12 protein-coding genes are annotated in these 14,956 nt (G+C 44.7%); 6 read left to right on the forward strand and 6 right to left on the reverse strand.

Translation table 11 applies throughout. The annotated features are described in order from the left end of the window. Positions 1–73: 73 nt before the first annotated feature. The gene (locus tag MKX59_RS18020) at positions 74–1,072 is read left to right on the forward strand and encodes a polysaccharide deacetylase family protein (RefSeq protein WP_053325209.1); all 999 of its coding nucleotides are present in this window, start codon (positions 74–76) and stop codon (positions 1,070–1,072) included. Positions 1,073–1,162: 90 nt separating this feature from the next. On the opposite strand, the gene MKX59_RS18025 is transcribed toward MKX59_RS18020, so the two are convergent. Together MKX59_RS18025 and MKX59_RS18030 are read right to left on the reverse strand one after the other, a co-directional pair. Beyond that, entirely contained in the window at positions 1,163–1,783 is a 621-nt protein-coding gene (locus tag MKX59_RS18025; RefSeq protein ID WP_028542763.1) for a TraX family protein, read from the reverse strand. A 22-nt stretch (positions 1,784–1,805) separates the two neighbouring features. After that, complete coding sequence (locus MKX59_RS18030) at positions 1,806–2,516, reverse strand: CBS domain-containing protein (RefSeq protein WP_028542764.1); 711 nt, start codon at positions 2,514–2,516, stop codon at positions 1,806–1,808. A 185-nt stretch (positions 2,517–2,701) separates the two neighbouring features. Here MKX59_RS18030 and fsa point away from each other — a divergent pair, with 185 nt between their 5' ends. The 3 genes from fsa (at position 2,702) to MKX59_RS18045 (ending at position 5,207) form a co-directional block, all read left to right on the forward strand. After that, positions 2,702–3,349 carry a fructose-6-phosphate aldolase gene (gene fsa, locus MKX59_RS18035; RefSeq protein ID WP_013309811.1) on the forward strand — a complete coding sequence of 216 codons (648 nt, stop codon included), beginning with the start codon at positions 2,702–2,704 and terminating at the stop codon, positions 3,347–3,349. Between the two features lie 201 nt (positions 3,350–3,550). Then, the gene (locus MKX59_RS18040) at positions 3,551–4,006 is read left to right on the forward strand and encodes a MarR family winged helix-turn-helix transcriptional regulator (RefSeq protein WP_023988117.1); all 456 of its coding nucleotides are present in this window, start codon (positions 3,551–3,553) and stop codon (positions 4,004–4,006) included. Between the two features lies 1 nt (position 4,007). Further along, a complete protein-coding gene (locus tag MKX59_RS18045) occupies positions 4,008–5,207 on the forward strand; it encodes an MFS transporter (protein WP_340858686.1) in 1,200 nt (399 codons plus the stop codon). A gap of 92 nt (positions 5,208–5,299) precedes the next feature. On the opposite strand, the gene MKX59_RS18050 is transcribed toward MKX59_RS18045, so the two are convergent. Both MKX59_RS18050 and MKX59_RS18055 read right to left on the reverse strand, forming a co-directional pair. Then, on the reverse strand, positions 5,300–6,610 hold the full coding sequence (locus MKX59_RS18050; RefSeq protein WP_076156932.1) for an MFS transporter: 1,311 nt from the start codon (positions 6,608–6,610) through the stop codon (positions 5,300–5,302). Between the two features lie 90 nt (positions 6,611–6,700). Further along, positions 6,701–8,419 carry a methyl-accepting chemotaxis protein gene (locus MKX59_RS18055; protein ID WP_023988114.1) on the reverse strand — a complete coding sequence of 573 codons (1,719 nt, stop codon included), beginning with the start codon at positions 8,417–8,419 and terminating at the stop codon, positions 6,701–6,703. Between the two features lie 270 nt (positions 8,420–8,689). Here MKX59_RS18055 and MKX59_RS18060 point away from each other — a divergent pair, with 270 nt between their 5' ends. Beyond that, the gene (locus tag MKX59_RS18060) at positions 8,690–9,643 is read left to right on the forward strand and encodes a serine hydrolase domain-containing protein (protein WP_023988113.1); all 954 of its coding nucleotides are present in this window, start codon (positions 8,690–8,692) and stop codon (positions 9,641–9,643) included. Between the two features lie 143 nt (positions 9,644–9,786). On the opposite strand, the gene yicI is transcribed toward MKX59_RS18060, so the two are convergent. Beyond that, positions 9,787–12,111, reverse strand: coding sequence for an alpha-xylosidase (yicI, locus tag MKX59_RS18065; protein WP_068940607.1), 2,325 nt, complete (start codon positions 12,109–12,111; stop codon positions 9,787–9,789). A gap of 181 nt (positions 12,112–12,292) precedes the next feature. Between yicI and MKX59_RS18070 the strand changes: the two genes are divergently transcribed. Then, positions 12,293–13,213 (forward strand): AraC family transcriptional regulator, encoded by a 921-nt coding sequence (locus MKX59_RS18070; RefSeq protein ID WP_028542770.1) that lies wholly within the window; start codon positions 12,293–12,295, stop codon positions 13,211–13,213. A 15-nt stretch (positions 13,214–13,228) separates the two neighbouring features. Here the strand turns inward: MKX59_RS18070 and brnQ are convergent, their stop codons facing one another. Beyond that, positions 13,229–14,587 carry a branched-chain amino acid transport system II carrier protein gene (gene brnQ, locus MKX59_RS18075; RefSeq protein ID WP_023988110.1) on the reverse strand — a complete coding sequence of 453 codons (1,359 nt, stop codon included), beginning with the start codon at positions 14,585–14,587 and terminating at the stop codon, positions 13,229–13,231. Positions 14,588–14,956 lie beyond the last annotated feature (369 nt).

Below are 14,956 nucleotides of genomic sequence, written 5' to 3' on the forward strand. Positions count from 1 at the left end.
GATTTTGCTAGTTTCATATTTAGTATAAACCTCTATACTTTCAGAATTTTTTGCATGCGGGGGATGTCATTCAATGAAACACACTTTTTTTAAAAGAACGTTGCTAATCATAAGTTTGTTGGCTATTTTAGGGATTTTGGTGTATGAAGCACGTAGCATATACCACACACCTACAGTTAAAGGGACTCATCGTACACGTACAGCTCATGCAGATCGGCTGGTACGCCATTTATTCTCACTGACGCCTACACCAGATAAAGTATATTACCAAAACAAAGTCATTGTCCTGATGTATCATGAGGTGACCAAGACTCCACCTGATCCCGGCGCTCTCAAGCTTAGTAATTTAACGAGGCAGTTGGACGAAATGAAAGCTAACGGCTTCCACTGGATCACGATGAAAGAGTATACCGACTTTATTTTACATAAAGCCAAGGTTCCTGATAATGCGGTACTCATGACATTCGACGATGGCTATGAGTCCTTTTACACGGACACTTTTCCCGTATTGAAAAAGTACCAGGTACCGGCAACCAATTTTCTCATCACGTCCACGATCAGCAATCCCAAGCACATTGGTATTCCAAAGCTCACATGGGATCAAATTCATCAGATGCATGCCGAAGGCATTGATTTCTACAATCACACCAATGACCAGCATGCTTACGGATACTCCAACACAGCCCGCACCAAACAAAAGCCGCTTCTGATGGGCCCGGTGTATTCGAAAAAGCTGGGGCGAATGGAAACAGAGAATGAGTTCAAACAGCGGGTTTATACCGACTTGGACATGGCTGACAAGAAGCTGTTCAAGCATCTACACAATGATCAGAATGTACTTGCCTTCCCTTATGGTGGGTATACCAAGGAGACGTTGGAAATTTGCCGTTCCTTGGGAATTGACGTTACATTCACGGTAAAACGGGGGATTAACTCGCCTGGGCAAATGAACGGCTATCGCGTCAATGCAGGTGGAATACACAATATTCCAGAAGTATTGGTGCAATACATGAAGGAAGGTGCTCCCCTTCGCCCACTTCCTTTTGCCCAAGGTCCTAACAAGGTATCCTAAACGTTAGCTAGCTTATTCAAGGATAAAAAAGAACCTTTAAAACCATTTATGTCGTGGTTTTAAAGGTTCTTTTGTTGTATGAGATGTAGATTAGGGCCAGATGCGAATTGCCGCGATAACAGCCAGATGTACCGGGTAAAAGCTGCGCCACAACCAACGCGGTACCCGACTATAAAATCCGCTCTCTCCCGTTGCAAAACATACGATCAGAATGCTGGACAGCAGACTAAAGTGTTGGAGATTTGCGTGGTGCACCATATCATACACAACGTTCAAAGCAAAATGGGCTGCAATCATCATATATGAGCGAGTGTATCGATAAATGAGAACCAGCAGTAGACCATAGGCCCCGTAATCCATCTGGCTGAACTCCATGACCAGAGCTGTAAGGACGTACAGACCCGTTACAGCCGCCCAATGCTTCAAGCGGGATGCAGCAGCCAGCGCGAGCAACGAGGCCAGTAGCGTCCAGATTACATTCGGTCTGTATACATCAAACGCCAGCATATAGGGCACCTGAGAAATCAGAGCCAGCCCGAGTAGACGGAGCATATAGCTCCGCATATCTCGGGTACGGGTATACCCCATATACAGCGCGTAGGCATAGATTGGAAAAGCAAGTCTGCCGGCAATTCTCCAAGCCGGATCCGTCGGAAAAAACACAAGTCCGACATGGTCAATCAGCATCGTCAGCATGGCCAACCAATACATACAAGGCCCCCTTATTCATCTTTTACGTTTTTTCTTCTGTCAAGCTCAGAATGGCGTTCATGATGTCCGTTTTCGTAACCCGCCCTACCAACCCTTGAATTGGAGTTGAGGAGCTACATTGCTCGTCCAAAACTGGAAGACAATTGACCTGATGCCGAATCAGTCTCGATATCGCTTCCAGTAAAGAGTCTTCTGGAGCAAGCGTCGTCATTTGGGCCCGGCGCGTCATTGCCATGGTCACCGGGACGGTGTGAAGATCGGTATGCCCCAGCATGACCTTCAGCAAATCCTTGCGCGTAACAATTCCAATGAGCTCCTGCTCCTCCCCTGTGACCATCAGCGTGCCTGTATTTTGCTGAAACAGCATCAGCACCGCATCATAGGCGGTCGTTTCACCGGAAATCAAAATCGGATCACTAAGTATATCCGCCACAGTCAGCTTTTTGAGCATGTTGCCGATATGACTATCATATTTGGGGTAACGTCCTGGCAAGTAGCCTACCTTCGGCTTGGCATCCACCAGCCCGAGCATAACGAGCAGAGCAAGATCAGAACGGAGAGTCGGACGCGTCAGTCCCAGTGTTTCAGCAATTTTATCCCCTGTTACAGGTGCCAGACGCTGGACAATATCAACAATTTCCCGCTGTCTTTCAGACAGTTGAATAATGATTACCTCCTTATGAAGTGGGGTAGTATATATTATAAATGAGCATAGATCGGTAAATTTCAGCATCTTCCGACAATTCATCAAATTTTAATCATAGACAGCTTGTTTTCAAATTTAAAATGTGTCACAATTAAGGATGTAATACATACTAATTATAAGTTTAACGTGTGCAATATGCTACATTTAAATGAGCTAGTGTACATCGCATGTGATATGTATTATGAATTATATAAACCTGAGGAGGAAATCAAATGAAATTTTTCTTGGATACTGGTAACATTGAAGAAATCAAACGTATTGAACGTTTGGGTCTGGTTGATGGTGTAACAACGAACCCTTCACTGATCGCTAAAGAAGGTCGAGTGTTCAAGGAAGTCATTCAGGAGATTTGCAGTATCGTTGAAGGTCCCGTGAGTGCTGAGGTTATTGGCCTGAAGGCTGAAGATATGCTCAAAGAAGCTTATGATATCGCCAAGTGGGCACCGAACGTGGTTATCAAGCTTCCTATGACCGAAGACGGCTTGTACGCTTGTAACGAGCTGACCAAGAACGGAATCAAAACGAATGTAACACTGATTTTCTCCGCGGCTCAAGGTTTGATGGCAGCCAAAGCTGGCGCTACTTTTATCAGCCCATTCGTAGGACGTCTGGATGATATCGCTGTTGATGGTATGAAGCTGATTCGTGAACTAAGACAAATTTTGGACATCCATGGTCTGAAATCCGAAATCATCGCGGCATCCATCCGCAACATTAAGCATGTAGAAGATGCTGCTCTGTCTGGTGCACATATTGCCACCATTCCAGGTTCCTTGCTCCCTTCTCTGTGGAAACACCCGCTGACAGACAGTGGTATCGAACGCTTCCTGAAGGACTGGGAAACTGTACCTAAAGCTTAATTCGCCAGTCATGGCAAACGATATTATATCAACCTAAACAGCCCGTATTTTATGGGCTGTTTTTTTGTTTTGTTTTGTGATGGCAGAATTAAAAACGCCGAACAACTTTTTTTGACAAAATAACTTGTTGTTCATATAATTGTTATAACAACTAATTGATTTCAAAGTAATTTATGTACGGGAAACAGAAAGGAGTACCTTATGAATAACTTGCCTCCCGATTGTTCCATTGGGATGTTGCTCGGGATTACTCACCGCAAAATGAGTCAGCAGCTCTTGCAGCGTCTCAAGCCTTATGATATTTCCCCAGAGCAATGGTCGGTTCTGTACCAAATCTATCAGGCTGAGGGTTTAAATCAGAAAGAAATTGCAGCTAAGGCCGTGAAGGACCAGCCGACCACGACTCGAATTATTGATTTATTAGACAAGAAGGGCTGGGTACGGCGTGTGAATAGCCCTCAGGATCGTCGAGCCTATTTACTTCATTTGACTGAAGCAGGCCGACAGCTTGTAAAAGAGATTCTTCCTATTGAATATGATGCCAATCACGATTTTGTAAGAAGAATTTCCTCAGCCGATCTGGAGCAATTCCGCCAGACTCTTTTACAAATTCACGCCAACATGACCGAATCAGAAAAACAAGGAGATAACGATTAATATGCAACAAAGCAAGCAACCTCTTTGGACCAAGGAATTTATTGTTCTTACGGTTTCCAATTTATTTTTGTTTTTGGAATTACAGATGATTCTATCCTCTATTCCTTCTTATGTGAAAAATACATTCCACGCTAGTTCCGTTCAGGTTAGTCTCGTTACCACTTTATTTGCTTTAAGTGCGATTGCGGCACGGCTCTTTTCCGCCCGTATGCTGGAAAAAGGGCATCGCAGCACTCTGATCTTCGTGGGGCTGCTGTTTGCATTGGCAGGAACGCTGGGGTACAGTGTTTCGCCGACGATTACAGTGCTTCTGCTCATGCGGATGTTATTCGGGATCGGCTTCGGTATGAGCAGTACGGCTTTTCCAACGATGGCCTCTGACGTCATCCCGTCCAAGCGCCTTGGTGAAGGAATGGGTTTCTTTAGTCTGTCCACCAGTCTAGCGATGTCGATTGGGCCAACCATCGGCATTTCGATGCTGCAATACGGGAGTTTTAACCTGCTTGCCTATACGACAGCAGCCGTAATTGTTGTGATATTCCCTTTGGCTCACTGGCTCATTCGTACACTACCCAAAGGGCACATCGAACCACCTATGGTTCCTTTGGAAGAAGGGCGAAAACCGGCATTTAACCGTAAATTGTGGATTCCCGCCTTGTTAAACATGCTGATGTCTATCACATATGGTGGGCTACTCGGCTTTATGGCGCTTTACGGGGATGAAGCAAATCTGGCGCACCCGGCCTACTTTTTCCTGTTTAATGCGGTATCCGTGCTAATCGTGCGTCCCTTCTCAGGCCGTATTTATGACAAAAAAGGAGCAAAAGCACTGCTCATCCCCGGCTCCCTCTTTTTAATTGGCGGTCTGCTCCTGCTTTCCTACGCGCACAGTGATGATTTCATGTATGTGTCGGCTCTTTGCTACGGTATCGGATTTGGTGTGATGCAGCCAACCCTGCAAACCTGGATGATTCAGATTGTATCTCCTAAACAAAGAGGCATGGCAAATGGTATGTTTCTCAATTCCCTCGATTTCGGGGTTGCAGCCGGTGCGCTTATACTTGGCATTATTGCCAAAGCAAGTGATTATGCGTGGATGTACCGCCTTTCCTCGCTGTTTATTATACTGTTTTTGCTGATCTATGTTATACAAATCATCGCAAGCCGTAAGCCTAAATCGCATGTTTCTCTCAATGGGTAAAGCTATTGTTTTCAAATACATTTAGTTTATAACTGCTTATAATCAAAAGCACCCGTTGCCATGGTTGTGTGGACAACGGGTGCTTTTTCATTTTATTTCGCAGGAGTTTTGTGTCTTAGCTTGGGAGAAAGAGGCTTTTCTCGGGACAAGCCTGTCAGCTCCTCATTTACACTCATACGGTCACTGGATTTGTCATCTGTTGGTTCATCCTGCTTGGGTTTGACCGCAAACAGCATCAGCAGAGCTGCAATGCCTCCCACTGCGGCCATCACGCCAAAGAGCAGACCATGTCCACTGCGACCCAGCAGCAAGGAAACAACCGGAGGGCCTAGCGATACCCCGACAAAGCGCATGCTGCTGTACAACGAAGTAATGGTTCCGCGCTCCTCTTTTTCAATTCCCTTCGTAATCAGGGCATCCAAACAAGGCAATGCGAGCCCAATTCCGCCTCCCCCTAACGTAAACAACCCAATCACCGCATAAATATGTTGAAAAAATCCGAGAATGGCAAAGCTGATCGTCAATATGGCCAAACCGCTGAAACCGATCCATTTCATGCGCTTTTTGTGCTTGCCGATAATCTTGCCTCCTACATAAGAGCACAGACAGAGGGAAATAAGCGGAATGGCCAGCACAAAACCTTTCCAGACTCCACGGAGGTTGTAACGACTTTCTAGTATGTCGGATAAGTAAAACAAGACGCCAAAAATGACAAACATGCAAATACCGCCCATAGCGAAAATAGCATAGAGCCAGCGTCCTTTTTCAGCAAGCACCCGCTTCACATTTCCCACAAACTCTCGAAACATAATCGGTTGGTTCTTACGTTTGGGCACATGGATCAGCCAAAGCACCAAAATGAGCGAAATCAGACAGAGTCCTGGAATTACTGCCAATGGCAAAAACCATAGAACTGCTCCCAACGCGGCACCGAGGATCGGACTTAACACTTTACCGAATGTGTTGTAGGTCTCGACGACGCCCAGGTTCTTGCTGGCCTCATCCTCGTTTTCGTACAAATCACCTACAAGCGGAATGACTATAGGAAAAGCCCCTGCCGCTCCCGCACCCTGAAGTAGACGGCCTCCAATAATGGTCCAGTATGCTGCCGAATCGTGAAGCAGCCATGCTCCCGCCGCAGAAATCCCCCCTCCAATCACAGTCAGAATCAGACAGGGAACAATTACCGCCTTACGGCCAAATCGGTCGGAGAGATAGCCCGCAATCGGTATCAGTAAAATGGCCACTACCGCATATACTGTAATCAACATGCTAATCCGAAAAGAGCTTACATGTAGCTTACGTCCGATTTCCGGTAAAACAGGAATCAGCATGGAATTACCCAGCGTCATCATCAGCGGGATGGAACCTAACGCAAGCAGATTCCCTTTATTTTGTTGCATCCCGTTACCACCTTTGCAAAAGTAATAACACAGCTGTTCTGATTCGTTCAACAGATGTTATTGTGTTTACATTGGTGGGGATTTATGCGGTTACACTTTAAATCCACCGACCCTTGCATTCAGCAGTTGCGACATATCCGCCAGTGTATGAATAGATGATGCAATTTCCTCCATGGAAGCCAGCTGCTCTTCAGCTGCCGCACTGACGCTCTGGGTTCCCCCTGCCGACTGCTCTGCTACTTCACGTATGCGTTCCACCGCTTCCACCATTCGCTCGGAACCGCCGGACATCTGTTCTACAGACCGATTTACACTGTGAATCTGTTCGCTGACCAGTTGAATGGAACTTCCAATCTGACGAAATGCGGTTTCTGCGGATTGCATAACCTTTACGCCAGACTGCACTTCAACCGTCCCTGTCTGCATACTGGAAGCGACATTTCCAACATGCTCCTGAATATTTTGCACAAATTGTGTGATTTCTGCTGCTGAAACCGATACCTGCTCGGCCAATCTTCTTACCTCAGAGGCTACAACTGCAAATCCTTTACCCTGCTCTCCGGCTCTTGCCGCTTCAATCGACGCGTTGAGCGCCAGCATTCCTGTCTGTTTGGCTATCCCAGTAATAACAGCTCCGATCATGCCAATCTGTTCGGCCTGTTCACTAAGTGAACGTACAGCACGTGCAGAGCTGTCTACACTTTCGCTTACCTTCTCCATCTGAAGCATAGCCTGACCTATAGATTGTTCTCCTGCTTCTGCATCTTTAGCGGCTGTATCAGACAACTCATACACCTGCTGGCTCGTAGCTGCAATATGCTCCAGTTCGTGGGCTAGCTCTTTTACGGTATCTGTAGTTTGTGTAATATCATCGACCTGATGCTCCATACCAGCCGCTAGCTCTTCCATTACACCGGAAGTATGACGATTGGCCTGATTCATTTCCTCTGTACTTACGCTAACCCGCTCTGCGGTTACGGTTAATGTACGCGCCGTATCCTGAGCATCCACTATAATACTGCGGAACCCCTCAATAAGCTTGTTGTAGGAGCTTGCAATCATACCGATTTCGTCTTTGGACGTAATATCCAGTCGGCTACGCAAATCTCCCCCACCTTCAGACATTTCCAACAGCTGCTCATTCATATGGTGTAATGGACGAATTGAACGAATCAAAACGATGGATTGAACAATACTGTAAATGATAACTAGAAGTCCTACAATACTCGTAATCAAGGATGTATTCGTCATCGTTTGGTGCGCTTGCTGTACTTTCACCGTTACCATATCTTCTTGAGCTTTGACAAAGGCTACTACCTTGGTATCAAGTTGCTTACGCAACACCCGTTCGTTTTCAAAATCATCGAGCAAATCAGAAAATGGCGGGAAAGCATCGTCTCTTGTACTCTGATACCCCGCTGTAGTCAGTAAACGATGAACTTGATTCATGTAAGTATTAATCCCCGTCTTGAGATCAGTCATTTTTTTCTTAGAATCCTCATTACCTGTATTAAGCAGAGCTTCTGTCTCCTGTAGCAACTTTGCAACTTCACTTTGCTTGTTTCCGATCTCTCGCCCGTACTGTTCATCACGAGTTAGCAAATATGCCCGCTCATCATTAGATATGCCGTTTAACAAAAATTGAAGAGACTTCGAGTTATACGCAATAGCCTCTTCACGATTCATAATATCCTTGTACTCATTCTCACTATGTACGCTTAAAATGTAATTGGTCAGCAGCATAGCTGCAATCACACTCGGAATCAGTATCGCGCTAAGAATCATTTTGGCCTTAATTGTTAAATTCATGAATCGGTCCCCCAGTTATTTCTGAATAAAATGTCCAACTTACTATATATCGTTTTATTCGATTGTTTTTTTGAATGAAACAGAAAAAGTGTATAGATTTTTAAATATACTTGTGTCTATTCAGTGAACATATATATCTTTTTTAATATCAAAGAACAAAAAAATTCAAAATTAGTAAATGAACTGTTTTCAGTTTGTACTCTTCGAATTTCGGACTATTAAAATGATATACTATGTATTGCTATGCCATAAGCCTCAAGGAGGATCTGCATGAAAAGTCTGGAACTAAAACCGCTTATTCACGTGCTTAACGAATTGGAAACCCGCAGCTGCCTTATTGAGCAGCAGGGTAACATGATCATGAATTACTATCGTGAACCTCAAATTGCTAATGAACTCTATAAAATAAATTCCTGTACCAAAAGCGTGATTTCCGCATTAGTTAGTATCGCTATGGACCAGCAACGGGGACCGAAACCGGAGACGCCGATCCTCGAATTCTTTCCCCAGTTGGCCACAGATAGTGATTCTCGTAAGCGTGATATTACGATTGAACATCTGCTGACGATGTCCGCAGGCTTTAACTGGACGGAATTTGGCGGACAAAATTCTTTTCCTACCATGAGCAAAACGTCAGACTGGGTGCAATTTGTGCTTTCACAGCCATTATCGGATGTGCCAGGTACGCGAATGGAATACAGTTCTGGCTGTTCTCAACTTTTGGCCACCATACTACGTAATGTTTCTGGACAAACAGTTGCTGAATTTGCCGAGCAGCAATTATTCCAACCGCTCAGTATCGAAAGCTATCATTGGGAAACCGATCCTCAGGGTACTCATACGGGTGGATTCGGACTGCATCTCAGGCCGATGGACATGCTCAAATTCGGGCGGCTTTATCTGAACCAAGGAGGCTGGGAAGGACGGCAGATCATCCAAACAGAGACAGTCCGATATTCAACCCGTCCGTTTCTTCCTGCTGCCAAACCACAAAAGGCATTTTACGGCTGGCACTGGTGGACTTCTTCCTTTTCAGATGAAACAGAGATAGGAACTGAAACGGACTATTTTTACGCTCTCGGCTTTGGTGGGCAATATATTGTTGTCGTCCCGTCGTATGACATGGTTGTTGTCGTTACCGCTGATAGATTTAAAAAGAAAAGGACTCCTGTAGATATTTTCCGGCAGTATATTGTACCGCTGCTACTCCAGCAGAATAAATAGAAATAAACACCAAAGCTAAAAGTTGCAACTGGTCTCTATCAAAAATCTGCATCAAAAAAGGCTTGCCTATTGGATCAGGCAAGCCCTTTTTTGCATATAATCGCTACATTATGACATACTTCATCCACTTTCTAGCGCCTTACCTAGCCCAAGTGAATAGTAAGCTCTTGCTGTCCGCTGGAAGCTGGTGTAATGGTTACACCCTGTTCTCCCGACTGGCTACTGCCTTCCTCCACTTGAACAGCCTCGTGGATACCGCGCAGGACTATCGACCATGGTTTAACAGCACCTTCTGCCTTCACCGTAATGACAGAATTCTTGCGGCTAGCAGTAACCGTTAGCTCTTCTTCACCTGACGTATTCACGATAATCGTTCGAGCCTGTTGCCCCTCACCAAGTTCAAACAAATGAAGCGCCACTTGATCAGCATAATCATAATCCGGACGACTGTTCTCATGACCGATTGCCAAAAGTGTGTTCGGCTTCACGAGCACAGGCAAAGTTGTAAAATCATGATGCTCGTTAACCCAACAACCACCTGACACGCTCTCATTCGTAAGTAAATTTGTCCACTTACCCTCTGGTACATAATACTGCACATTGCCTTCTTTATTAAAGATCGGGGCTACCAAAATGGAATCCCCCAGCATGTATTGCAGATCCAGCGTTGCACAGGTTGGGTCCTGCGGGAATTCCAATACCATAGCCCGCATCATCGGCAGTCCCTTTACTGAGGATTCCACAGCAGAAGGATACAGGTATGGCATTAGCGAGCATTTGAGTTTTGTAAAGCTGCGCACCACGTCGACTGATTCTTCATCAAACAGCCAAGGCACGCGATAGGATTCGTTTCCGTGCAGACGGCTATGAGAGGACAGAAGCCCGAATTGTACCCACCGTTTGTACACGTCCGGCGCAGCCGTTAACTCAAAGCCGCTAATATCATGGCTCCAGAAGCCGAAGCCGCTCAAACCAAGCGACAAACCGCCTCGCAAGGATTCCGCCATCGACTCATACGTAGACGAGCAGTCTCCGCCCCAGTGAACCGGGAACTGTTGCCCCCCGGCTGTAGCGGAACGTGCAAATAGTGCGGCTTCATTTTTACCCAGCTTTTCCTCCAGCACATCAAATACAGCCTTGTTGTACAAATGCGTATAATAATTATGCATCTTCATTGGATCAGAGCCGTCATGATATACTACATGGGTAGGGATGCGCTCGCCAAAATCAGTTTTAAAGCAATCCACCCCCTGATCTACCAACACCTTGAGCTTATCCTGGTACCATGCGACTGCAGCTGGATTCGTGAAGTCAACCAGCCCCATCCCCGCCTGCCACATATCCCATTGCCACACGCTGCCATCGGCGGTTTTGACCAGATAACCATTCTCCATACCTTCATCGAACAAAATGGATTTTTCCGCAATATACGGATTGATCCATGCACAAATTTTGAGACCCTTTGCCTTCAATCTCTGCAGCATGCCTTCCGGGTCCGGGAACATGTCTTGATCCCACTGGAAATCGCACCATTGGTATTCCTTCATCCAGAAGCAGTCAAAATGGAATACCGAGAGTGGCAGATCCCGCTCAGCCATCCCGTCGACAAAATGGTTCACTGTCGCTTCATCATAATCTGTTGTGAACGAAGTGGTCAGCCACAAACCAAAGGTCCAGGCTGGTGGTAATGCAGGCTTACCCGTCAGCTTGGTGTAATTGTCCAGTACTTCTTTAGGGTTAGCTCCACCAATAATAAAATACTCTAACGATTCGCCGGAGACGCTAAACTGAACCTTTGATACATTTTCCGATGCAATCTCATAGGATACCTTTTCTGGATGGTTGACGAACACACCATACCCTTTATTAGATAGATAAAATGGAATGTTTTTATATGCCTGCTCACTGCTAGTCCCGCCATCTTCATTCCAGATATCAACCACCTGGCCATTTTTTACGAACGGAGTGAAACGCTCTCCAAGTCCGTATACGTACTCACCGATGCCCAACTCCAGCTGTTCCCGGAAAAAAGGCTGATCCTGCGGGTCTGTAATATAGCCTGGTCCCCGATGTCCGCTGCCTGTGACTTTGCGATCCTCGACATAAAAGCCTACATCCCAGCTCTTCCCACGGCCGACTCGCACACTCAGATCGCCGCTTTTCAGTACCGCTACGTCCTCATCCACCGTAATGTCTACCTCTGTTGGCAAGGTGTGAATTTCAAAATTCGGTCCCTGATGCACCCGTCCCTTATGGTGGTTCAGACGCACCTGAATGACATTCGGCATAGGCGAGCTGTAGGTCGCTTTCAGCAACGCTCCGTTCAGCGTATCTCCTTTATGCTCGATCCGGTGGGTGGCTGCATATACCGTCATGGAAGCATCGTCCGTCACAATATCACGGATTTCAGCAGGATTTTGTATTTCATAGCCCTTGCGAACCATCCAATAGCCATCAGTAAATTTCATCTGTTTCTTCCTCCGCTTCAATCTTTATTTTCTTAATCTCAAATCGCTTGTTGGATTTTTTCGAAATCCTTACTATAATAATATTGATTTATGTAAGGGTTTACTTCTTTTATTTTGACGTATTGTATCAATATTTTGATGTTTTATATATAAATCAGTTTGCGGAAAAGGAGTCATAGAAATGCAAAGAGAAATGTTGCGGGAAAATCGAATTCACGGCAATCCCATGTATCCGGTCAGCGTATATCCGAGCGTAGAGCAGCTAAATGGAAATAGTGTACTGGAGTCCCATTGGCATGAGGAGATGGAGTTTATCGTAGTGGAACAGGGGAGCGCCATATTTCAGACGGATATGGTCTATACGGAGGTGAACGAAGGTGAAGCTCTTTTTGTCAACAGCGGCGAGCTTCATGCAGGTTATTTACAAAAAAGCGCTCGTTGCGTATTTTCTGCGGTGGTGTTTCACCCCGACATGCTGCACAGCCGCACGCAGGATACGGTGCAAACGCAGTTTATTGACCCATTTATCAGTAAAAAGCTTGTCCCTCCCCCTCACATTCGCGGCGTGCAGCCCTGGGAGCAAGAGGTGCTGGCTGCATTGCGACACATTATCACCAGCCATGAGCAGAATGCGCCTGCCCGTGAACTGGCGACCAAGGCGCAGCTCTATAGCATGATCGCCTGTCTGTACCCACACATGACCCCCGCTAACGGAGAGGATGTGATTATGGCAGGGCAACGCAATAAAGTTGAACGGATCAAAAAAGCGCTGGTGTATATTAACAGTCATGCTCATGAGCCTATACGTTTACGGGAGATCGCAGATGAGATTGGAATGAGTGAGGGGCATTTTTGCCGTTTTTTTAAGCAGATGGTTCAGAAAAGCCCGGTAGAATATATTAACTATCATCGGATTCAAAAGGCTTGCAGGTTGCTGGAGCAAAGTGATCGCAAAGTGGTTGATATTGCGCTGGATGTTGGTTTTGACAATCTAAGCTATTTTATTGCGACCTTTAAAAAATGGAACGGCCTGACCCCTTCGCAGTACCGTAAGCAGCACGAAGCAGATCAGGCGCTTGCTGTCCCTTATATAACAGACTAATATGCATAGGATAAATCATTTATTTTTTTTGGGCTTCATAAGTACTAAAATTATTTTTCTTCCTCTTAACTTAGTAAATATGTAGCCAGCTACGCCTCCTAAAACAGAGGGAATTAACCACCCTAACCCTACATTATATAATGGAAGAAGATGAGTGAAAAAATCATTAATTACATTAATTTTTATTCCAGCAGCATTCAAGCCATCAAATAAACTAATGATAAAAGTTAATATCAAACTGCCTTGATATACTTCTGACCTTCCTTTAAATACGGGATGTAAAAAAGTTAAAAATATCAGAGAAATAGCAATAGGATATATTGCCATTAATACTGGCGTTGAAACCTTAATGAGCTGTGTTAAACCTATGTTGGCTACAAGGGTACTAAATATTGATAACATGAGAGCAACTCTTTTGTAAGAGACTTTTGGAAATAATCCATGAAAAAAGGAAGAGCAGGAAGTGATAAGCCCCACACTTGTCGTTAAACACGCTACTGTAATCATTAAGCCTAATAGAATAGAACCATAAGATCCAAAATAATAGGAGGAAACCTTAGCTAACACCTCAGCTCCATTTCCTAAAACACCCAATTTTTCAACGCTAGAAGCTCCCATGTATGAAAGAGACGTATAGATAAAAGCTAAGAGTATAACCGCAATTGCTATCGCTTTGGCACAAATGATCATCAACTCTTTTTTGGAAGTAACTCCTCTATCCTTAATTGCATTCACAATGATAATTCCAAAAATAAAGGCTACAAGAGCGTCCAATGTTAAATACCCCTCTTGAAAGCCTTTGAAAAAGACATTCGATGTATAACCCTCCGCAGGTTCTTGGAACTTTCCTATTGGGTGAATAATAGCTACAATCACAAGTAATCCAATGAATGTCAATTTAATGGGTGTTAAAAACTTTCCGATTACATCAATAATTTTTGTAGGATTAAGTGATAACAAACATGCAACTGCAAAAAAAAGGATAGTAAATACAAAAAGTGCGACAGGATGATCTGCATTGTTTGAAAAAAAAGGTTTGACTCCAATTTCAAATGACACACTACCGGTTCTAGGAATTGCATATAAAGGCCCGATGGCTAGATAAAGAATGGTTGTAAAGACAATGCCGAATACAGGATGTACACGACTCGCTAAAGTTTGCAAATTGCTTTTGCCCGAAAAAACAAAGGCTGTGACGGCTAATAATGGTAAGCCAACTCCGGTAACCAAGAAACCTGCATTGGCTATCCATACATTCTTTCCAGCCATTTGCCCAAGCATAGGTGGAAAGATTAGATTCCCTGCACCAAAAAATAAGGCAAATAGCATTGATCCTATAATGATAATAAAGGACGAAGAAACACTTTTCGACATAATAAATCCTCCAACTACGAATTCACAACATTTTGTTTTTATTCGTTTTCTCTTTAATTTGTATAATATATGTTAATAGGGACGTAGCCCATGTTGCATCCAAAGAACGGTATCTGAATGCCTAGAGTATGTAATCTGGTGCTTTTCACAAATAATGCTCAGTTCGATCTAAATGCCATCACCAATCAGGGACAGCCATCCGCTCCCCCCTTCTGACTAGTGTAGGGTGATAACCTGTCCCTTAGGGTGAGTGGGTTTCGTCTTAACTCATCGTTACACAATACTTTATATACGATCACTGTTTCAAGTAACTTTGTACTTGCAAAATGAATCACTTCATCCCCTTGCTTTTACAATTATGATGCCCCC

The organism is Paenibacillus sp. FSL R7-0340 (assembly GCF_038002205.1).
Classification (GTDB): Bacteria; Bacillota; Bacilli; order Paenibacillales; family Paenibacillaceae; genus Paenibacillus; species Paenibacillus polymyxa_B.